The sequence below is a fragment of the Aromatoleum toluclasticum ATCC 700605 genome (genome assembly GCF_000378245.1).
GTDB classification, from domain to species: Bacteria; Pseudomonadota; Gammaproteobacteria; order Burkholderiales; family Rhodocyclaceae; genus Aromatoleum; species Aromatoleum toluclasticum.
Map to the genome: position 1 here is coordinate 217,650 of NZ_KB899496.1, position 20,504 is coordinate 238,153.

At 66.1% G+C, this 20,504-nt stretch carries 21 protein-coding genes; 3 read left to right on the plus strand and 18 right to left on the minus strand.

Features of this window, described 5'->3' with window-relative positions:
* Positions 1–20 precede the first annotated feature (20 nt).
* The 9 genes from F464_RS0112255 to F464_RS0112295 form a co-directional block, all read right to left on the minus strand.
* Positions 21–1,100, minus strand: coding sequence for a DmsE family decaheme c-type cytochrome (locus tag F464_RS0112255; protein ID WP_018990111.1), 1,080 nt, complete (start codon positions 1,098–1,100; stop codon positions 21–23).
* 209 nt (positions 1,101–1,309) lie between these two features.
* Positions 1,310–2,122: a polysaccharide deacetylase family protein gene (locus F464_RS0112260; RefSeq protein WP_018990112.1), complete on the minus strand. Its 813-nt coding sequence runs from the start codon at positions 2,120–2,122 to the stop codon at positions 1,310–1,312.
* Positions 2,092–4,467, minus strand: coding sequence for an MMPL family transporter (locus F464_RS0112265; protein ID WP_018990113.1), 2,376 nt, complete (start codon positions 4,465–4,467; stop codon positions 2,092–2,094). The genes F464_RS0112260 and F464_RS0112265 overlap by 31 nt, the downstream gene beginning before the upstream one ends.
* Positions 4,464–5,066, minus strand: coding sequence for an outer membrane lipoprotein carrier protein LolA (locus F464_RS0112270; RefSeq protein WP_018990114.1), 603 nt, complete (start codon positions 5,064–5,066; stop codon positions 4,464–4,466). Before F464_RS0112270 ends, F464_RS0112265 begins: the two co-directional genes overlap by 4 nt.
* A gap of 15 nt (positions 5,067–5,081) precedes the next feature.
* Positions 5,082–6,026 carry an LpxL/LpxP family acyltransferase gene (locus F464_RS0112275; protein WP_040394968.1) on the minus strand — a complete coding sequence of 315 codons (945 nt, stop codon included), beginning with the start codon at positions 6,024–6,026 and terminating at the stop codon, positions 5,082–5,084.
* Positions 6,023–6,322: a 3-hydroxyacyl-ACP dehydratase FabZ family protein gene (locus F464_RS31325; RefSeq protein WP_018990116.1), complete on the minus strand. Its 300-nt coding sequence runs from the start codon at positions 6,320–6,322 to the stop codon at positions 6,023–6,025. The genes F464_RS0112275 and F464_RS31325 overlap by 4 nt, the downstream gene beginning before the upstream one ends.
* Complete coding sequence (locus F464_RS0112285) at positions 6,319–7,674, minus strand: AMP-binding protein (RefSeq protein WP_018990117.1); 1,356 nt, start codon at positions 7,672–7,674, stop codon at positions 6,319–6,321. Before F464_RS0112285 ends, F464_RS31325 begins: the two co-directional genes overlap by 4 nt.
* Entirely contained in the window at positions 7,671–8,330 is a 660-nt protein-coding gene (locus F464_RS0112290) for a COG4648 family protein (RefSeq protein ID WP_018990118.1), read from the minus strand. The genes F464_RS0112285 and F464_RS0112290 overlap by 4 nt, the downstream gene beginning before the upstream one ends.
* On the minus strand, positions 8,327–8,617 hold the full coding sequence (locus F464_RS0112295; protein WP_018990119.1) for a phosphopantetheine-binding protein: 291 nt from the start codon (positions 8,615–8,617) through the stop codon (positions 8,327–8,329). The genes F464_RS0112290 and F464_RS0112295 overlap by 4 nt, the downstream gene beginning before the upstream one ends.
* Positions 8,618–8,924: 307 nt before the next feature.
* Here F464_RS0112295 and greB point away from each other — a divergent pair, with 307 nt between their 5' ends.
* Entirely contained in the window at positions 8,925–9,488 is a 564-nt protein-coding gene (gene greB, locus F464_RS0112300) for a transcription elongation factor GreB (protein ID WP_018990120.1), read from the plus strand.
* Between the two features lie 78 nt (positions 9,489–9,566).
* Entirely contained in the window at positions 9,567–11,495 is a 1,929-nt protein-coding gene (gene htpG, locus F464_RS0112305; RefSeq protein WP_018990121.1) for a molecular chaperone HtpG, read from the plus strand.
* Positions 11,496–11,554: 59 nt separating this feature from the next.
* Here the strand turns inward: htpG and F464_RS0112310 are convergent, their stop codons facing one another.
* Positions 11,555–13,039 (minus strand): chloride channel protein, encoded by a 1,485-nt coding sequence (locus F464_RS0112310; protein ID WP_018990122.1) that lies wholly within the window; start codon positions 13,037–13,039, stop codon positions 11,555–11,557.
* Positions 13,040–13,123: 84 nt separating this feature from the next.
* On the opposite strand from F464_RS0112310, the gene F464_RS0112315 reads away from it, so the two are divergent.
* A complete protein-coding gene (locus F464_RS0112315) occupies positions 13,124–13,621 on the plus strand; it encodes a MarR family winged helix-turn-helix transcriptional regulator (protein WP_018990123.1) in 498 nt (165 codons plus the stop codon).
* A 33-nt stretch (positions 13,622–13,654) separates the two neighbouring features.
* On the opposite strand, the gene F464_RS0112320 is transcribed toward F464_RS0112315, so the two are convergent.
* The 8 genes from F464_RS0112320 to F464_RS0112355 form a co-directional block, all read right to left on the minus strand.
* Complete coding sequence (locus tag F464_RS0112320; protein ID WP_018990124.1) at positions 13,655–14,833, minus strand: vWA domain-containing protein; 1,179 nt, start codon at positions 14,831–14,833, stop codon at positions 13,655–13,657.
* A 56-nt stretch (positions 14,834–14,889) separates the two neighbouring features.
* Positions 14,890–15,732, minus strand: coding sequence for an AAA family ATPase (locus F464_RS0112325; RefSeq protein WP_018990125.1), 843 nt, complete (start codon positions 15,730–15,732; stop codon positions 14,890–14,892).
* Positions 15,733–15,787: 55 nt separating this feature from the next.
* Positions 15,788–16,930, minus strand: a complete 1,143-nt coding sequence (locus F464_RS0112330; RefSeq protein WP_018990126.1) for a sensor histidine kinase — start codon at positions 16,928–16,930, stop codon at positions 15,788–15,790.
* Positions 16,931–17,030: 100 nt separating this feature from the next.
* The gene (locus F464_RS0112335; RefSeq protein ID WP_018990127.1) at positions 17,031–17,456 is read right to left on the minus strand and encodes a DUF1841 family protein; all 426 of its coding nucleotides are present in this window, start codon (positions 17,454–17,456) and stop codon (positions 17,031–17,033) included.
* Between the two features lie 21 nt (positions 17,457–17,477).
* Entirely contained in the window at positions 17,478–18,110 is a 633-nt protein-coding gene (gene nth / locus F464_RS0112340) for an endonuclease III (RefSeq protein ID WP_018990128.1), read from the minus strand.
* A gap of 14 nt (positions 18,111–18,124) precedes the next feature.
* The gene (locus F464_RS0112345; RefSeq protein ID WP_018990129.1) at positions 18,125–18,823 is read right to left on the minus strand and encodes an electron transport complex subunit E; all 699 of its coding nucleotides are present in this window, start codon (positions 18,821–18,823) and stop codon (positions 18,125–18,127) included.
* Positions 18,824–18,836: 13 nt separating this feature from the next.
* Complete coding sequence (locus F464_RS0112350) at positions 18,837–19,499, minus strand: RnfABCDGE type electron transport complex subunit G (protein ID WP_018990130.1); 663 nt, start codon at positions 19,497–19,499, stop codon at positions 18,837–18,839.
* Complete coding sequence (locus tag F464_RS0112355; protein ID WP_018990131.1) at positions 19,496–20,503, minus strand: RnfABCDGE type electron transport complex subunit D; 1,008 nt, start codon at positions 20,501–20,503, stop codon at positions 19,496–19,498. Before F464_RS0112355 ends, F464_RS0112350 begins: the two co-directional genes overlap by 4 nt.
* Position 20,504: the final 1 nt, after the last annotated feature.

A 20,504-nucleotide genomic window follows, 5' to 3' on the forward strand; every position in this document is an offset into this window, starting at 1 on the left:
ATTGTTCGTCCTCAGTCTCGTTAGCGATGCATCCGGGCACCAGCCGGGTGGTTGGAGCCGTGGATCTGCGCATGGCAGGTGGAGCAGCCGCGGCCGATGACGCGTTCGTCAGGCAGCGCACCGCTGGCGGTGTTGGCCTGCGTGAGGAGGTTGTTCTGGTGCGTTGTGTGGGTGTGGCACTGCTGGCACAGGAAGGGGCGCGGGGTCGATAGCAGCTTTTCCTGATTCGAGCCGTGTGGGCTGTGGCAGTTGAGGCAGCTTTCGCGCACCGGGGCGTGTTCCCAGACGAAGGGGCCGCGCTTCTCCTGGTGGCAGCTGTAGCAGAGCTGGTTGACCGTATCTGCCTTGAGCAGCGGCTTCGTCGGCGAACCGTGCGGGTTATGGCAATCGGCGCAGGACATCTTCCCTTCGGGCAGCGGCATGTGCGAGCGCTTGCGGAACTCCATGCGCTGCTGCTGATGACAGCTGTAGCAGGTCTCGGAAATGCTGTTGGCCTTCTGCAGGCCGGTGGCCGAAAACTTTGCCATCGGGTTGTGGCAGTCCGTACAGGCCAGCCCGTTGGTCTGATGCGTGGACGAGCGCCAGAAGATGCGCTGGTTGCCGTCATGGCACTGCAGACATACCGCGTTGCTTTGGTCAGGGCCGTTGTTGTTGGCAGACTCACCCGGCTTCGTCGCCTCGCGGGTGAAACCGACGATCAGGGACTTGTCCTTTTGCTGCCCGCCGGCCTTCGTCGATTCGCGCGTAAAGCTGACGATGAGCGACTTGTCCATGTAGTTTTCGTTGGCGTGGCGCGAGCCGGGCCCGTGGCAGGCCTCACAGCCGCGGCGCTCGAGATCGTTCTTCGGATTGAGGCGGAATGCCTTGGCGTGCGTCGTGTGCGAGAACTTGTCGTTCTCGACGGTGTGGCACGCGAGGCAGCGCTCTTCGCCGATGTATTCCGCGCCTTCGGTAAAGCGGATCAGCGGGGCGTTGGCCGCGCTGGCCGGCGGTACGGCCGCTTGCGCGAAGCCGAAGCCGAGATGGATGAGCAGCAGGCCCGCCGCGAGGCGGACGCTGCCAGTTGCGAAAAGCCGCGTGAATCGTGTTCCCGTTTTCATTGAACTCCCCGATAGGCTGACCAGGCAGATCCGGACGGATATGTTTTGTTACATGCCTGGCGTCGGGCGGATTCTCGTGAATTCGGTGGGGCGGAAAAATGAAGCGCAGCGAAAGGGTATCCCCCGCAATTCGGGATGATGGGGGGATGCCCTTCACCTGCGGCCGCGATGCTCCGGCCATTTGCCGGTGAGACGGGTGGTTGCCGCGCTTAGGGGATCGCGTGCTCGAGGGTGACCGGCATCAGGCCCGCGGCGCGGCAGCTATCGAGCACCCGTGGGAGGGCGTCGAGGATCACGGCCCGCCCTTGCGACGTGCGCGCGGCGTTGCCGTCGTGCAGCAGCAGGATGTCGCCGCCGCGCGTCTTGCCATCGCGGCCGCCGAGCAGCCGGGAGGCAACCGCATCGGCGTCGCCGTTGCGGGTGTCATACGCGCGGCGGGTCCACGACGCGAGTTGCAGGTCGAGCCGGGCGAGGACAGGCTCCAGGAAGGGATTGCGCAGGCCTGCCGGCGCGCGGAAGAAGCGCGGTACCCGGCCGCAGACTTCGGCGATGGTGTCCTGCGCGGCGCCGATCTCATGGGCGAGCCAGCGGGGGCCGTGCAGCGAGAAGGTCTTGAGGTGATGTTCGCTGTGGTTCTCGATGGCGTGGCCGCGGGCGACGATTTCGCGGGCGAGCGCCGGATGTTCGCGCACGAGCCGGCCGATGACGAAAAAGGTCGCGCGAGCGCGATGGGCATCGAGCAGGTCGAGCACGCGGGGCGTGACGTCCGGATCGGGGCCGTCGTCTATCGTCAGCGCGATTTCACCCCGCGCGGCTGCGGCGCCCGGCAAGCGTGTCCAGTTCGTCCCGAGCAGCGAGCAGCGTGGCAGCAGCCCTGCCGCGGTGAGCAGGCCGTGGTTGGCGGCGACGGCGCCGACTGCCCACGGCCAGGCTTCGGGGCGCAGGGCGATCCCGGCCGCTGCGGCGGCGTGCAGCACCGCCGAGCAGTGGATCAGCGCGCCGGGGCGCCAGCGGCGGGGCATGAGGTCCTGCGGGCGAAGGCGGCCGCGAAGAGCAGGGCAAGGAAGGCGCCGGGGCCGACAGTGCCCCCGATCGCCTGCAGCACGGGAACCGAGGAAAACGCGAGGACGCCGAAGCCTGCGACCGTCGTGAGGTTCGCGAACAGCATCGAGGCGAGGGTTGCGGGCGGGAGGGCGTCGTTTCCGCCCCTGCCGTCGAAGAACAGGGCGTAATTGGAGCCCACGGCGACGATCAGCAGCAGTCCGACGAGATGCAGGATCGTCAGCGCCACGCCCGCGAGTACGAGGCCTGCGACGACCGTCAGAACGGAGGCCGCGAGCGGCAGCACGACGCGGATGACGCGCCGCGGCGAGCGCAGGGCGACGGCCAGGAGCATGACGATTGCGCCCACGCCCGCGAGCGACAACATGATGGCTTCGCGCAGGTAGCCCGCGTAGAGCCGTCCGGACTCGCTCTTCATGTCGATGAACAGGGGGCTGGCATCGGCGGCCCCTTCCAGCGCGCTGCGGACCGCCGCGGGGTTGATCTCTTTCGCACGCGAGCCCGCAGCCGGCGCGCGCAGCGGCAGAAGGGCGGTCCATTGCTCGCCCTGACGCAGGAGCAGCGAGTCGACTGCCATCGCGAAGCTGGTTCCGTCGAGGTCTGCGCGCGTCAGCGGTGCGCGGGCGCGGGCGGCGGATATATCCTCGACGAAGGGCTCGAGTCGCCCGGCGGGCAGGGGCAGGCCCACGGTCGCGGCGCCGAGCCGTGCGCGCAGTTCGCCCGGGTCGGGCAGGGCAGCGCGACGTTCGAGCTGTCGCGCATGCGAAGGCAGGTACAGCGAAGGGCTCTCGAAGCCGCCGATCTCTCCGGCGTCCACGAGCGTCTGCAGCTGCACGGACACTGCTTCGGCCTGCTGCAGGGTCGTGTCGGCGTCGGCCGCCCGCACGACGATCATGTAACGCAGGTCCGGTGCACCGAGATCGCTGCGCAATGCCGCGTCGAGTGCCTGGGCCTCGGGGGAGACGGGGCTCAGCGCCCCGAGTTCATGGTTCCAGATGCGGCCGTGCTGCGCGAACACGAGGGCACCGCAAAGCGCCGCCAGTCCGGCAAGGAACCAGCGCAGCCTTTTGATTGCGACAACGAGGCGCTGCAGGCGCAGGCCGAGCGGCGTCACGTCGCGGATGGCGAAGCCGGCAGGCAGGAGGTGCGGCAGAACGTAACGGGTCACGAGGGCCGCGACGATCAATCCCGCGATCGAATACAGGCCGAGCTGCGCAAGCCCCGGAAACCCCGAAAACATCAGCGCGCCGAAGCCGCAGATGGAGGTCATCACGCCGAGCCGTATGGTCGGCCAGAAGGCGTTGCGGCCGCCGCTCCCTTTCCCGGCGCCCGACTGGACGAAGAGGTAGATCGCATAATCGACCGCCTCACCGATCAGGGCCGTGCCGAAACCGAGGGTAACCCCGTGCATGACGCCAAACCAGAGGCTGACGGCGACGATGCCTGCGAGTGCTCCTGACACGACCGGCAGGAGCCCGAGCACGAGGGCCGTCGGCGAGCGGTAGATGAACAGCAGGAGCGCGACGATGATCGCGGTCGACACCAGCGCGAGCCGCGTCACTTCGCCCTGGATGGTGGCGCGCGAGTCGACCGCGAACACGGCGGCGCCCGAAATCAGCAGCTTGAGATCAGTCCCGGAAGGCAGTCCGGACGCCTCATCCGCAAACGCCTTGCGCACGGAAGCGATGGCCGCCTGCTGGCCGTCGAGATCCGACCCGGAGGCGCGGGTCTGGATGAGCAGCAGTGCACGCCCGCCATCGCGCGAGGCCCATACGCCTTCCTGCATCGCCGGACGCGCGCCGCCGTCGAGTCGTTCCAGCAGTTGCAGCAGCTCGCCGGTGGGGTCGCGCGGCAGCAGTGCCTTCGTGAGCATGCCGAGGGGCGAGGCGAGGAGATTGACCGACTCCTCGATGGCTTGCCGCAGGCCCGCCGTCGTGAAGCGTTCCGTGCTCACGGCAGGGCTCAGGACATAGCGGTTGGCGAACAGCAGGGCGTGGTCGTGCTCGCGATGGACGGGTTCGCCGTTCGCGACCGTGCCGAAAGCCGCATCGGCCCGCAGCTGCCGGGCGAGACCGCGCGAGAGTTGCGCCCGCTGTGCCGCGTCGCCGCCTTCGATGCCCACTAGCAGCAGGCGCGACACCATGCCGTCGCGCAACTGGTCGACGAGGATGCGCTGTTCGGCGCTGGGCGCTTCGGGGAGGAAGGCCGAGAGGTCGGTCGTGAAACGTGTCTGGCTCACGACGGCGACGCAGGCTGCGACGAAGGCCAGCCACAACAGCAGGGCTGGCGCGAAACGGCGTGTCACCGTGCCGGCCCCATCGCCGCGATCGCCATCACCGAGCGGTCGCCGTCAGCCTGCAGGATCTCGATCTCGCGCAGCAGGCCGCGCGTCCCGGCGATATTGATGCGGGTGACGACCTCGGCCATGCGCGTGTCGCGCGGCAGCAGGGTCAGGGTCCAGCGTTCGGCATTGCCCGCGAGGTGCAGCGCGTAGCTACGCTCGAGCGTCTCGCGGTCACCGGCGAGCGTCGCGCGGATGCTGTCGATGAATCCGGCGACTTCGCCGTAGTCGGACAGGCGGACGTTGAATTGTTTCTTGCCGCGCGTCACGCTCAGATTGTTGCCTTCGAGGATCATGGATTCGGGGCGTGGCTTGAGGGTGATCTTCTCCAGCCGGTCCGGGGCCTGGAAGCGCAATTCCCCCGACGATTCGACGGGCTGGTCGAGCACCGCCAGATACTTCCGCTCCTGGAAGGTGGCCTGTCCGCTGCGATGCTTGCCCAGGGCCTGCATCAGCTGGGCCACCGTCCAGGACTCGGCGGCGATGGCCTGCGGACCGGGCAGCAGGAACGCCGCCGCGAACAGGGCGGCAACGAGCAGACGCGTGGAAGCAACTTTGAACACGGGTACTCCAGGGGGTCAGTGGACGGCGCGGCGGCGCGCGCTCTGCCAGAAATCGAAGAAGTTGAACCAGTTGTATGGCGCCTGTCCCGCATAGTGCGCAAGGCGTGCCGCGTAGCATTCGACTGCCGCGTGAATCAGGTGTGCCCGGTTCTCGCGCGTCGCCGCGGAGAAATCGGCCAGCTCCTCGAAGTGCACGTCGTAGCGGTTGCCCCCGCGATACAGGCCTACCATCAGGATCACCGGGCGTTTGAGCATGGCCGCGATGCGCCACGGGCCGACCGGAAAATCCGCCGGCTCGCCGAAGAACTCGACCGGCTGCGACGGATCGTCGCCCAGGCTGCGGTCCGCAAGCACGCCCACCAGCGAACCGTCGTCGAGCCGCTCCTTCAGGAGCAGCATGGAATCCAGATGCCCCAGCGGAATGATGTCCGCACGGGCCGCCGGATTGATCGCGGCCAGCGTGTCGTTGATCTTGCGCGCGTTCTCCTCGTACATGACCATCGCCACGCGCATGCCGGGTTGCTGGCGACCGATCGCGCGCATGACCTCGAAGCTGCCGAGGTGCGCACCCATCAGGAACACCCCCTGGCCGCCGGCCACCGCCGCCTGCACGAGTTCGCCGCCATGCACGCGGATGTCGAACAGGTCGAAGCGGTCATTCACCAGGTAGATGCGGTCGTGGATCGTGCTCGCGAAGCTGAAGACATGCCGGAACCGTTCGATGGCCTTGGGACGTCGGCCGAGGGCATGTCCGAGCCAATCGCGCGAGGCTCTCCGGGCGGTCGGCGCGAAGAGCAGGAAGTAGGCCGAAATCAGCACCAGCACCGCACGCCCGGCACGGCGACCGAGCCGCAGCGAGATCCACGTCATCAACCGCAGCGTAGCGTAATTGCTGCGCTCCGGCCGGCTTGCCCAGTCGGCCGTGCCGCGTCGGGGCTGTGCGTCGGATGTGTCGTTCACGCCGGATCGACTCGCAGGGAGCCGGTCGCGACGCACTCGTCCCCGGCGAAAATGTCGAAGCGCCAGCTCGCGCCCGCTTCGGTGAGGCGTACACGCAGCTCGGTGCCGGGGCCGACCGGGCGCAGGAACTTGGCCGATGCGATGCCGCACGGCGGCACGCGACGCCCGAGGGCGTCCCCGAGCGCGCGCGTCGCGAGGCTCAGCAGCACGACGCCCGGCAGGATGGGGCGACCCCGGAAATGCCCCGCAAACGACGGATGATCGGCGGGAATCGAGACGCTCGACTCGTGGATCATTCGCGGCCGCCCAGTGTGCGCCGCAGCTCTTCCAGCGCCGCGCGCGGAAGCTTGCCCGTCGCGTTGCGGGGAAGGGCGTCCGCGAAGATCAGCGGGCGGGGCAGGAACAGCGGATCGATGCGCTCGCGCAGGGCCTGCAGCAGTGTGGCGCGATCGAGGGCCGGTGCCACGACGACCGCCGTCAGGCGCGTCACCCCGTCGGCCTGGTCCTCGTCCGGCATGAAGAAGCTGCCGTCGACGACGCCCGGGATCGCATTCAGCTGATGGTTCAGGTAGCCGAGCGAGCTGCGCTTGCCGGCGATGTTAACGAGATCGGCCGAGCGCCCGTGCAGCAGGAAGCGGTCACCCGAGGTGGGTTCGATGATGTCGTTCAGCACGGTCGGCGTCTCGACATGGCCGCCCCGCGCCCACACCTTGCCGTCTTCGACGCTGAGCCTGAGGTCGCGCATCAGCTGCCATTCCGCCGTCTCGGCCGTGCGCCGGGTAGCCGTCTGGCCCGTCTCGGTGCAGCCGTAGATCTCGATCAGCGGGCACCGCAGCTGTGCCTCCACTGCGACGGCGAGATTGCCCGATAGCGGCGCGGTGGCGGACACGACGAGATCGGCCGGCGGCACCTCAGCATCGGCGGCCAGCAGGGTGCGCAGGTGGAAGGGCGTGGTCACCAGGACGCGCGGGCGGGGGGCGGCGTTCAATGCGTCGGCGATGTCCGCCGGATAGAACGGCCGCCCCGACCAGATCGCGCCGCCCGACAACAGTGCAAGCAGCACGGTCGACTCGAATCCGTACATGTGCTGCGGCGGGACGGTGCCGATCAGCGTGAAAGGCCTGCCGACCACGCCCAGCCTGTCCGCCTCGGCCGCGATGTTGCGCACGAGGGCGCCCCAGCTCTTCGGGTGCGGCATCGGAGCGCCCGTCGATCCGGATGTGAAGACGTAGGCCACGGTCTGATCGACGTCGATCATCGGCACCGCGGAGTCCTCCGGCGCAGGGGGGGCGTCCCCGATTTCGAGGAAGCAGTGCTGCGGCAGGTCGATGTCGCAGGCGGGATCGTCGGTCAGGCAGAACGCATCGGGTGCGAAGGCGAGTAGTTGCCGGACGGTCTCGGGCGTATGGGTCGAGGGCAGGAGACTGATTTTGCGACGGACCAGGCTCGCAGCCAGCCCGACGGTGAAGCGGTAGCGGTCCGCGCACACGTTCAGGACGTGCCCGCCGGCAGGCAGCCCGGACGCGAGGCGCCGTACATCACCCAGGAAGCGTTCGACCGTCACCGGGCCGTCATGCCGCCAGGCAAGTACGGCATCGGGTTGTGCGTGCGCAAGGAGCGGCAGCGTTGCGGGGCCGGGGTGCGTCATCGCTCGTTGACCGGGGTTGCAGTGGGTGAGGTACGCCGATACGCGCGGACGGCGTCGAGGATGCTGCTGCGATCGTCCGGAAGCAGTTTGAGGCGGACGAGATATTCACCGAGGAACATCAGTCCGACGAGCGGCATGGTCAGGAGATTGGCGAAGGTCGACCACGCCTCGATGGTGCCGAACGCGAACAGCAGACAGGAAATCGCCACGGTTCCGGCAAAGAACATCGTCCACGCGACGGTCACCTGCCGCGTATAGCGTGCGAGTGCGGGGCTGACCGCTCCGTGAATCGTGCGGGCGACGCGCGTGCACAGCGGCTCGTGCCCCGCGGCGAGCGTGCGTCCGAATCCGAGCCCCAGCAGGAGGTTGGTGCCGACATGCTGGACGAAATACAGCCAGCCGACGTTGCGCGCGAGCGTCGGCCATGCGAGCGCGAGCGCCAGCGTGGCGGCGGCAAGCAGCGCGAGCATCAGGCCGCGGCGCGTCGATTGCCAGGCAAAACCTGCGGCGATCACCGCGAAGGGCGCGATCGCGAGGAGCGCCCCCCAGGACGATTCATCGACGAGCGCACTCGTGTAGTGCGCTGCCACAGCCCACGCGATCACGACGACGGCAATCGCCAGTCCGCGCGCAACGCGGACAACTGCGGGCCTCATTTCGTGCGGTTGGCCGCGACGTACTCGGTGAGGCTGCGCAGGGAGCGGAAGATCTTGACGTTGTCCTCGTTGTCGGCGCGCAACTGGAAACCGTAACGCTTCGAGACGACGAGCGCGACCTCGAGGATGTCGATCGAGTCGAGGCCCAAGCCTTCGCCGAACAGCGAATCGTCGGCCGGAATGGACTCGGGTGCCGTGTCCAGGTTGAGGGCTTCGACGACGAGGCCCGATACTTCGAGACGCAGCGCGTCGAGATCGGCGGAAGAGGGGGTGGCGGCTTGGTTCATGACTCGGCGAGAAATGCGTTGAATGCGCGGCGACGTGCGTTTCGCGGTGCGACGGGCACGCCGGTCGCGAGACTATCGAAGTGTCGCCCAAGGGCGCCCGACCGCGGTAGCGTCTCGCGATTGCAAGATGTTTGTGAGAACCCTGCAGTTTATCGGATTGAACCGATCCGCGCAGCCATGAGCAGGCGCATCGTGCGCGGCCTGCGTACTTGTCCGCTATCATGAAGCGGCGATGGCGCGGCCTCGTACGCACTCGCATACGGTAATGGAAGGCAACAAATCACCCGCTACAGGATGGACTCACAAGGTGAGCAAGGCTTTTACGAAGGAAGGCGACGGCCAGGACGATGACGAAGACGTCCCTGCGGCGGTGCGCCTGCCCCCCGGGACCAAGAACTACATGACGCGCCGCGGCTACGACGCGCTGCGGGTCGAGCTCGACCAGCTCGTGCGCATCGAGCGGCCCAAGCTCGTCGAGACGGTCGCCTGGGCAGCATCGAACGGCGACCGCTCCGAGAACGGGGACTACATCTACGGCAAAAAGCGGCTGCGCGAGATCGACCGTCGCATCCGCTTCCTGATCAAGCGCATCGAATCGGCCGAGGTCGTCGATCCCGAGCGCCAGCAGGGCATGGAGCAGGTCTTCTTCGGCGCGACCGTCACCGTGCTCGACGTCGAGGACGAGGGTGGCGAGGGCGAGCAGACCTGGCAGATCGTCGGTGTCGACGAGGCCAATGCGAGCGCCGGCCGCATCAGCTGGATCTCGCCACTCGCGCGCGCCCTGATGAAGGCGCGCGAGGGCGACGTCGTGCGCTTCCAGAGCCCGGCCGGACCGCGCGAGATGGAGGTCGTCGAGATCCGCTACGAATGATCGCCGTGAGCGGCGCTTGAAATTCCCGGAACGCGCCCCATATGCAGGCGCGTTCCTCTGTAAATGGAGTTTCAACCGATGACGACCGCCGCCGGCGCCCAGACCCTCAATTTCCAGGCCGAGGTGAAGCAGCTGCTTCACCTCATGATCCACTCGCTGTACTCCAACCGCGAGATCTTCCTGCGCGAGCTGATCTCCAACGCGTCGGACGCCTGCGACAAGCTGCGCTTCGAGGCGCTCGACAAGCCGGAGCTCTTCGAAGGCGAGGGAGAGCTCGCGATTCGCATCTCCTTCGACAAGGACGCGAAGACCGTCACCGTCGCCGACAACGGCATCGGCATGAGCCGTGACGAAGCGATCGCGCACCTCGGGACGATCGCCAAGTCCGGCACCAAGGAATTTTTCTCGCAGCTCACCGGCGACCAGAAGAAGGACGCCCACCTCATCGGCCAGTTCGGCGTCGGCTTCTACTCGGCCTTCATCGTCGCCGACAAGGTCACCGTCGTCACCCGCCGCGCAGGCCTCCCCGCCGCGGACGGCGTGAAGTGGGAATGCTCGATGGTCGGCGACTCAGCCGGCGAATACTCCGTCGAGGCCGTCGACAAGGCCGGCCGTGGCACCGAGATCACCCTGCACCTGCGTGACGACCAGGAAGACCTGCTCTCCGGCTGGAAGCTGCGCAGCCTGATCCGCAAGTACTCCGACCACATCGTCCAGCCCATCCTGATGAAGAAGGAAGAGTGGGACCAGGACAAGAACGAGCAGGTCACGACCGACGAGGACGAGACCGTCAACCAGGCCAACGCGCTGTGGACGCGCGCGAAGAGCGACATCACCGACGACGAGTACAAGGCCTTCTACAAGCACGTCGGCCACGACTACGACGAGCCGCTCGCGTGGTCGCATGCCCGTGTCGAAGGCCGCCACGAATACACGCAGCTCCTCTACGTCCCCGCGCACGCCCCGTTCGACATGTGGGATCGCAACGCCCGCCACGGCATCAAGCTGTACGTGAAGCGCGTGTTCATCATGGACGACGCCGAGAAGCTGATGCCGATGTATCTGCGTTTCGTGCGCGGCGTGGTCGATTCGGCCGACCTGCCGCTCAACGTCTCGCGCGAGATCCTGCAGGAAAGCAAGGACATCGACACCATCCGCGCCGGCTGCACGAAGAAGGTGCTGGGCCTGCTCGAAGACCTCGCGACGAGCGAGGACGCCGCCGAGAAGGAAAAGTACGCAACCTTCTGGAAGGAATTCGGCAAGGTGCTCAAGGAAGGCGTCGGCGAAGACCACGCCAACAAGGAGAAGATCGCCGGCCTGCTGCGCTTCGCCTCGACGAAGGACGACACGCCCGACGAAACCGTGTCGCTCGCCGACTACATCGGCCGAATGAAGGAAGGCCAGGACAAGATCTACTTCGTCACCGCCGAGACCTTCAACGCCGCGAAGAACAGCCCGCACCTCGAGATCTTCCGCAAGAAGGGCATCGAAGTGCTGCTGCTCTCCGACCGTGTCGACGAGTGGGTGATCGGCAACCTGACCGACTTCGACGGCAAGCAGCTCGTGTCCGTCGCCAAGGGCGGCCTGGACCTGGGCAGCCTGGAGGACGAGGCCGAGAAGAAGGAAGCCGAGAAGGCCGCCGACGAGTACAAGGAACTGCTCGAAAAGATGACGGCGAGCCTGGGCGAGCGCGTCAAGGAAGTGCGTGTCACGCACCGCCTCACCGATTCGCCGGCCTGCCTCGTCGCCGACGAGCACGACATGGGGATGAACCTCGCACGCATCCTGAAGGCCGCGGGCCAGCAGGCGCCGGTCTCGAAGCCCATCCTCGAGATCAACCCGAATCACCCGGCCGTGATGCGCCTCAAGTACGAGGACAAGCAGTTCGATGACTGGGCCGCGGTGATCTTCGACCAGGCGCTGCTCGCCGAAGGCGGCACGCTCGACGACCCGGCGACCTTCGTCAAGCGCATCAATCAGCTGATGATGGCGATGAGCGGCAACTGATTCGCACCGGCCGCCACTCCGGCATCACCGAAGCCGCCCGCTTTGCGGGCGGTTTTCGTTCACGGTTCCGAACGTTTTTCGCCGCCGGCGGAACCGTGCACGACCTGAGCTTGCGCGCGCTCCAGCGCAGGAATCGCGAGCGTGTCGTAGAGGGCACGAGGCGACACCGATCTGGAAAAACCGTATGCGATGACGGATGCGGCCATCAGCGGGATCAGCATCTCGTGATTTGCGGTCATCTCCATCACGATCACGAAGGACGTGATCGGGGCTAGCGTCATGCCTGCAAGGAAGGCGACCATCCCCAGGATCACCAGTGCCGGCGCAGCATCCCCGGGACTCAGGCCGGCGAGGGCCGATCCCAGGCCTGCCCCGACCGCAAGTGCCGGGGCGAAGATCCCGCCGGGGATGCGGCTGACGAAGGCCAGCCAGAGCACCAGCATTTTCGCCGCGAAGAAGTAAAACGGCAGCGGGGCGCTTCCTTCGAGGGCCGCTTTGGACTCCGCATAGCCGGTGGCGTAGGTGGCACCGCCCGTCACGAGTCCGACAATGGCTGTCGCGAGTCCGCAGCCGGCCGCGAAGGCGATCGGGCGCTCCGCGGCGAAATCACCCACGCGGCCCGGCAGACCGCGTGCGGAAGCAACGAGCAGCCGGCTGAACATGCCGCCCAGGATGCCGCCTGCCGCGCCGCACATCAGCACCGGCCAGATGCCGCCCGGCCAACCGAGAGCGGCGGGAGTGCGGCCGAAATACGTGTAGTTTCCAAGGATGCCGAGCGACATCAGCCCGGCGAAGATCACCGCCGTCAGCGTCGCGCTGTTCGCGCGGAAGGCGTGATGGCGGCACATCTCCTCGATCGCAAACATTATTCCGCCGAGGGGCGTGTTGAACGCAGCGGCGATACCCGCTCCGCTGCCCGCAACGATCAGATTGCGGCTGGACGCAATGCGGCCGAAACGCCTTCCGGCCAGCGCATGCATCACCGAGGCGCCGATCTGGACGGACGGCCCCTCCCGACCGATGGATGCCCCGGAGAGGAGTCCGCCCAGGGTCAGGATCACCTTGGCGGCTGCGATTTTCAGCGACAGCAGCCGTCCGCGCACCTCGGCGTCGGGGCTGAGCGAAGCGGCGATCGTCTGCGGGATCCCGCTGCCCTGGGTTGCGGGAAAAAAACGGCCGGCGACCCACGCCATGGCGGCAAATCCGGCAGGAGCGACAAGGAGTGACAGCCAGGGCGAGGTCGAAATGATCCGTGTGTGGAACTCGATCGCGTGCTCGGCTCCGATCGCGAAAAGGATTGCGATGAGTCCCGCAAGGAGCGCTGCACCGACGAGGAGGGCGCGGCGGCGCCAGTGGCCGACCGAGATCAGGGGATTCGTATAGCGGCGGCCCGATCGCACGATCTGCTGGAACGTGCGAGTCGAACGCTTCGCATCGGTTGGCGGGAGCTTGGATGACACGATGGCTTGTTGGAGTTGAGATCCGCAACTGCCGGTCTTGTTGGGATCGGCCGGCGTTTCCGCTACGATATCCCGAAAATCCATAGGGAAACCCGCGGTGTTTCCAAAATATTTACACGAATGTTTTTGCCGGGATGTCCCCGGCGTTGCAGAAAGGGGTTTCCTATCGTGAGCAAGTCCACCGACCGCAAGCAACCGGTGCAGGCGACCCCGCTGTCCGTCCTACAGCGCTTCCGGGTGCTCATCCGCACGGCACAGCGTCACTCCCAGTGGGTCGAAAAGCGGAGCGGCGTGACCGGCGCGCAACTATGGGCGATGCAGGAATTGCTCGAAGAGCCAGAGCTGCGTGTCGGCGAGCTCGCCAAACGGATGGCCCTGCATCAGTCGACCGCCTCGAACATGATCGACAAGCTCGAGACCAACGGCTTCGTCGCAAAGGCACGCACCAGCGCGGATCAGCGGGTCGTGCGACTGTCGCTGACGACGGCCGGACGCGAACTGCTGGCCCGGGCGCCGTCGCCCGCCCGCGGAGTCCTGCCGGAGGCCCTGCGGCTGCTCGATGCCGCGTCCCAGGCACGCCTGCAGGAGGAACTCGACGGCCTGTTGCAGCAAATCAAGGGGCTCGACGAGGGTTTCGGCATGCAGCCCTTGCCCTTCACCGAATAAGCGTCGCGTTCCGCTGCGCCGTCGATCGGGCGCTCAGGTCTTTTTCGACAGCTGCCGCATTGCGCGTTCCAGCCCCTCGAGCGTCATCGGATACATGCGCTGGGCCATGATGCCGTTGATGATCTCGATCGACTGCCGATAAGGCCAGAGGCGCTCCGGTTCCGGATTGAGCCATGTTGCGGCCGGCCAGGCATCGAGCAGCCGGCGCAGCCAGTCGGCGCCCGGTTCCTGGTTCATGTGCTCGATCGATCCGTGCTGGTGCAGGATTTCGTACGGGCTCATCGTCGCGTCGCCGACGAAGATCAGCTTGTAGTCCGGACCATATTTGTGGATCAGGTCATGGACCGGGATCCGCTCCGCGTGGCGACGGCGACTGTCGCGCCACACCGATTCGTACACGCAGTTGTGGAAATAGAAGTGCTCGAGATGCTTGAATTCCGCCCGGCACGCTGAGAACAGCTCCTCGCATGCCTTGACGTGGTCGTCCATCGATCCGCCCACATCCAGGAACAGCAGCACCTTCACCGCATTGTGGCGCTCCGGCCGCATCATCAGGTCCAGCCAGCCGGCATTGCGGGCGGTCGCAGCGATCGTGCCGTCGAGATCCAGTTCCTCAGCGGCGCCCTCGCGCGCGAAGCGCCTCAGCCGTCTCAGCGCAACCTTGATGTTGCGCGTGCCGAGATCCAGCGAATCGTCCAGATTGCGGTACTCGCGCTTCTCCCACACCTTGATCGCGGTGCGATTGCCGGCGGACTCGCCGCCGACCCGGATCCCCTCCGGATGATAGCCGCTGTTGCCGAAGGGTGATTTGCCGCCGGTGCCGATCCACTTCGAACCGCCCTGATGGCGGCCCTTCTGTTCCTCGAGGCGCTTGCGGAACTCGTCCATCAGCTTGTCCCAGCCGAGTTTCTCGAGCTGTGCCTTTTCCTCGGGCGACAGATGCTTCTTCATCATTGCGCGCAGCCACTCTTCGGGCAGTTCCTTGTCCAGGCCCGGAATCTCCGTCACGCCCTTGAAGTACACAGCGAAAGCCTGGTCGAAACGGTCGTAACGCGACTCATCCTTGACCAGGCAGGTGCGCGCGTAAAAGTAGAACTCGTCGATTGCTTGGCCGCACACGCCGTCGCGCAAGCCTTCCAGCAGCGTGAGGAACTCCCGCGTCGACACGGGCAGCTTGCTCGCCTTCAGATGCAGAAAAAAGTCTATGAGCATGGTCCTTGCCCTTCATCGCGCCCTTCGGCCCTTGATCTCGAATCGACGCCTGCCCGTCAGCGATTGTTGCGCGCCATGAACACGAGCCGCTCGAACAGATGGAGATCCTGCTCGTTCTTCAGCAGCGCGCCCGCAAGGGGCGGCACGACCGCGCGCTGGTCCTGCGAGCGCAGCGCCTCGGGGGGGATGTCCTCTGCCACCAGCAGCTTCAGCCAGTCGATCAGTTCCGACGTGGAGGGCTTCTTCTTCAGGCCCGGGACGTCGCGCAGCCCGAAGAACACCTCGAGCGCCTCGCGCAGGAGATCCTTCTTCAGGTCCGGGAAGTGCACGTCCACGATCCGCTGCATCGTGTCGCGGTCGGGGAAGCGGATGTAGTGGAAGAAGCAGCGGCGCAGGAAGGCGTCCGGCAACTCCTTCTCGTTGTTCGAGGTGATGAAGACGATGGGCCGGTGGCGCGCCTGGATCGTCTTGCGCGTCTCGTACACGTGGAATTCCATGCGGTCGAGCTCGCGCAGCAGATCGTTGGGAAACTCGATGTCCGCCTTGTCGATTTCGTCGATCAGCACCACGCACGGGTTTTCGGATTCGAAGGCCTGCCACAGCACGCCCTTGACGATGTAATTGGCGATGTCCTTGACGCGGTCGTCGCCCAGTTGCGAATCGCGCAGGCGCGAAACGGCATCGTATTCGTACAGCCCCTGCTGAGCCTTGGTGGTCGACTTGATGTGCCACTGCAGCAGCGGCAGACCCAGCGCTTCGGCCACCTCTTCGGCCAGCATGGTCTTGCCCGTGCCGGGCTCGCCCTTGATCAGGAGCGGCCGTTGCAGCTTGATCGCCGCGTTTACCGCGAGCATCAGGTCCGGGGTGGCAACGTAATCGCGTGATCCTTCGAAGCGCATGGGGGTTCCTTTCGTTGGCGAACGCCTATTATATGGGCTCCACCAACTCAGGACACTACGAGTTCGGCGCGCACGCCGGTATCGGCCATTCGAGATGGAAGCTCGCGCCCTGTCCGGGGGTGCTTTCGGCCCAGCAGCGGCCCTGCATGCGCGCGGCGGCCTTGCGCACGATCGCCAGCCCGATCCCTGTGCCGGGATATTCGTCGTCGCGGTGAAGCCGGTGAAAGATGTCGAAGATGCGCTCGTGGTGGCACATGTCGAAGCCGATGCCGTTGTCGTGCACCGAGATGCGGTACCGGCCCGCTTCGCAGGTGCACGCGATCACGATGCGGGGATTTGCCACGCCGGCGGAAAACTTCAGCGCGTTGCCCAACAGGTTGCGCAGCGCATGCATCAGTCCGCTGCGATCGGCCAGGATCGAGGCGCAGGAAGGCGCAAGCTCGACCGCTGCGCGGTTGCGGCCGATTTCGGCGCTGAAGTCCGCGATCAGCCGTGACGTCAAGTTCCGCACGTCAATCTCCGCAAAGGCTACCGGAGCGCGTTCGACGCGCGAGTATTCGAGCAGATCGTCGATCAGGAGGCCCATGCGTTCGGTGCCCTCCAGTATCCGCTCGAGAGAGGCGCGCCCGTCCCCGGAAAGCCGCGTGGCTTCGCTCGAAGCAAGCAGGCTGCCGTAGCCGTTGATCGCACGGAGAGGCGATTTCAGGTCGTGTGCGACCGCGTACGTGAAACACTCCAGTTCATGATTGACTCCGCGCAGCGCCGCGTTGGTGCGCGCGAGCTCGTCGCGTGACCGTTCGAGGTCGCGATACAGCCCGAGGGTGCGCATCGCCGATCGCAGCTTCGCTTCGAGGATCTCGAACTCCACGGGCTTCACGAGGTAATCGTCGCCGCCGGCGTGAAGGCCCTCGACCAGGTTGGCGCAACCGCCGAGTACGGTCATGTAGATCACGGGTACCCAGCGGCCGTCGCACATCGACTTGATCCGCCGCGTCGTCTCGAAACCGTTCACGCCCGGCAGCATGACGTCCATGAGCACGAGATCGGCAGGCGTCGCCGCGAACACGTCGAGCGCCATCTCGCCCGATTCCACGAGCCGGACTTTCTGCCCGAGGCTCTGCAGCAGCATGACCATGCGCTCGCCCTGGAGCAGATCGTCTTCGACGAGCAGGATCGAGAGTTCGGGTAGCGCTTCCATGTGCGGCAGAACTCCTCGGGAACATACCCGCGGAACGCAAGGGTCGGCGGGGCGCCTGGAGCCCCGGCAAGGGGGCTGCGTCAGCGCAGTCTACACTGCGTCAACCTGCGCGGCGAAGCACGCAGCTGACATAAGCCTCGCCGTCGGGCTGCCGGTTGTTTCGCTGTGCGTCGAACATCGTCTCGCCGAGGCACTCGAGGACGTCGTGCAGGGCCGCGTGCCGGTCGCCGCGTCGCGCCTGACACGACTCGAAAGCGGCGCGCAACCCTGGGGGCTGGTCGATGGACAGCTGTTCCTCGATCGCGAGATGTAGCGAGAGATGCAGGAAAGGATTGAGCTGTCCCCCTTCGGGCGGAAATTCCCTGGCGACCGCTTCGGGGTCTTCGAGCAGCGAGTGGTATTCCGGGTGGAGCAGGATGAGGTCGTTGGCGATGTGTTCGATCGGCGTCAGAACCTCCTTCGCGAGGTATTTTCGCCAGCTCTCGATGAAGAAGGTGCGGACCTGATCGCGGGATGGATTGAACATTTCGTCTCGGTCGGTGGTGGGTTAGGCGGTTTTGTCGCGGAAGTCGCACAAGTCGCGCACGAGGCACTCGCCGCACCTGGGCTTGCGCGCGGTGCACACGTAACGGCCGTGCAGGATGAGCCAGTGGTGGGCGTCACGCAGATAATCCTTGGGCACGCGTCGCATCAGGGCATGCTCCACGGCAAGCACATCCTTTCCGGGCGCCAGCCCGGTACGGTTCGCAAGGCGGAAGATGTGCGTGTCGACAGCCATCACGGGCTCGCCGAACACCGTGTTCAGTACCACATTGGCGGTCTTTCGGCCGACGCCGGGCAGCGCCTCCAGAGCGCTTCGGTCGCGCGGCACCTCGCCGCCATGGCGTTCGAGCAGCAGGTGCGACAGCGCAACGACGTTCCTCGCCTTGTTGCGATACAGGCCGATGGTACGGATATGCGCGGCGACGCCTTCCTCGCCCAGCGTGATGATCGCTTCCGGCGTCGGGGCGTCCGCGAACAGGCCTCGCGTCGCAAGATTCACGCTCTTGTCGGTCGCCTGGGCAGACAGGACCACGGCGACCAGCAACTGGAACGGCGATCCGTATTCGAGCTCGGTCGTTGGCTGCGGGTTTGCTTCGGCGAGACGGCGAAAGAACTCGCGGATGGACTCCCGTTTCATTCCTGCCGCCGGAATCAGGCCGCGGACGCAGGCTGGTCGGCTGCCGGCTCCATCGGCCCCTGCGCCCTGGCCTTCCTTTTCGCCGCGCGGCTGCGGATTACGTTCGACAACGCGATCAGGCAGGCGAGAGCGAAGAAAGCTCCGGGGGGGAGGATACCAATCAGGAAGCCCGGATAGTCGGGGCCGAACACGGAGATCGGAGAAAGTCCCGGGAAGATCATCTCGATACCGGAGAACAATGTGCCATTGCCCGCCAATTCACGCAGTCCGCCCAGCACGGAAAGAAGGGAAACAAGACCCAGGCCCATCATGATGCCGTCGACCGTCGAGGAAACCGGATCGTTCTTCGCCGCATAGGCCTCCACGCGCGCCAGCACGATGCAGTTCGTGACGATCAGGGGGATGAAGATCCCCAGCACCAGATAGAGCTCGTGGAAGTACGCGTTGAAGGCGAGGTCGACGACCGTGGTCAGCGCCGCAATGATCAGGATGAAGACCGGGATGCGGATCTCGTAGGGAATGAAGTTACGCAGCGATGCGACGGCGAGGTTCGACACCGCCATCACCATCACGGTGGCCAAGCCCAGGCTCGCCGCGTTCACGATGCTCGTGCTCACGGCCAGGATGGGGCACAGACCAAGCAGCTGCACGAGGCCCGTATTCTGGCGCCACAGGCCGTTCCAGGCCGCTTCGCGAAAGCTTTGCAGATTCATTCACCGTTCTCCGTCAGAGTCTTCCGCCCGCCTGAACGGCGAACAGCGCATCGCGTTGGCGGATTGCGTAGTCGACGGCCCGCGCAGTCGCGTTCGTCACCGCGCGGGCGCTGATCGTTGCGCCACTGCGGTAGGCGAAGATGCCGCCATCGCGTTTGACTTTCCATTTGTCGAGCCCGACGTCCGTAAACGAGACGCCGGTAAATTGTCCAATCCAGGGTTGCGACTTGTTGCGGTCCTTGTTCGGATCGATGTAGTCGCCCAAGCCCGGGGTTTCCCTGTGTCCCGTGACGCGGACGCCGCTCACGCGCCCGTCGACGCCGACGGCCATCACCAGCTGGATCCGCCCGGCGTAGCCGTCGGGTGCGACAACCTCCATCACCAGCGCGGCGGGCTGGCCGGCGAGGCGCGCGCGGAAAACATGTCCGCCCTGGTCGAGACCGAGTTCCGGGGTCGGGCCGAGCGCGACGGAATCCTCGATCAGCACGTTGTCGTAGGAGGAGGGCGGCAGCACCTCCCTGATCAGGCGCATCTTCCCTTCCAGCGCAGAAGCCTCGATCGCCGGACGGGTGAGTTCGAAAGTCCCCGACATGAGCGCCGTGAAGGCCATGGTGAACAAGACCATGATGCCGGCCGTACGCACGGAAGTCCGTGCCGCAGTGTAACGGGCGCTCATCGTGCCTTGTCTCCCCTGTGTCCGAAGACTCGCGGTTGCGTGTTCATGTCGATCAGCGGCACGCAGATGTTCAGCAGAAGCACCGCAAAGGCGACGCCCTCGGGGAAGGAGCCGAAGGCACGGATGACATAGGCGAGCAAGGCGATGCTGGCGGCGAAGATCAGCTTGCCGCGAGGGGTGGTCGCGCCCGAGACGGGATCCGTGACGATGAAGAACGCCCCCAACATGGCGCCGCCGCTCGCGAGGTGGAACAGCGGCGACGCGTAATGTGCGGGATCGGCAGCCCAGAATGCCGCCGAGATTGCCGCGAGCGCGCCGAGGAAGGCAGCGGGCATGTGCCAGGTGATGATTCCCCGCGCCAGCAGATACAAGCCACCGAGGGCGTACGCCGGTGCTAGCCATTCCCACCCTCGGCCGCTCACGAGGCCGAAGTTGCCCTGGCTCATGATGGACTGAACCGTTGCCCCCGCGGTCCGGAGTCCCGTCTTGATCGTATCGAGCGCGGTGGCGCTCGTGATGGCGTCGAGCTCGCGTGCACTGCCCAGTACCAGCCCCAGCTGCGTCGTGAAGTCCAGCTGGCCGGCGGCGGGCCACTTCGACATGAGGGCAGGGAAGGCAACGATCATTGCGCAGTACGCAACCATCGCCGGGTTGAACGGGTTCTGTCCGAGCCCGCCATAGAGATGCTTCACCGCTACGATCGCGATCAGCACGCCGAGTACGGTGGCCCACCACGGGAGGATGGGGGGGAAACACAGCGCAAGCAGCCACGCCGTGACCACCGCAGACAAATCGGACAATGCGGGTGCGAGGGGCCTGCCGCGCAGCTTGAGCACCAGTGCCTCGCCGGCCAGCGCCGCAATCGTCGCGATTGCAAGGTTGACGAGCACGACCGCAGCGATCTGCCACGCGTATACGACGATCGCGGGGATCAGCGCGGTGAGGACCGCCAGCATCACCCCCTGGACGCTGGCTGGTTTGCGGATGTACGGAGAATTGATCATG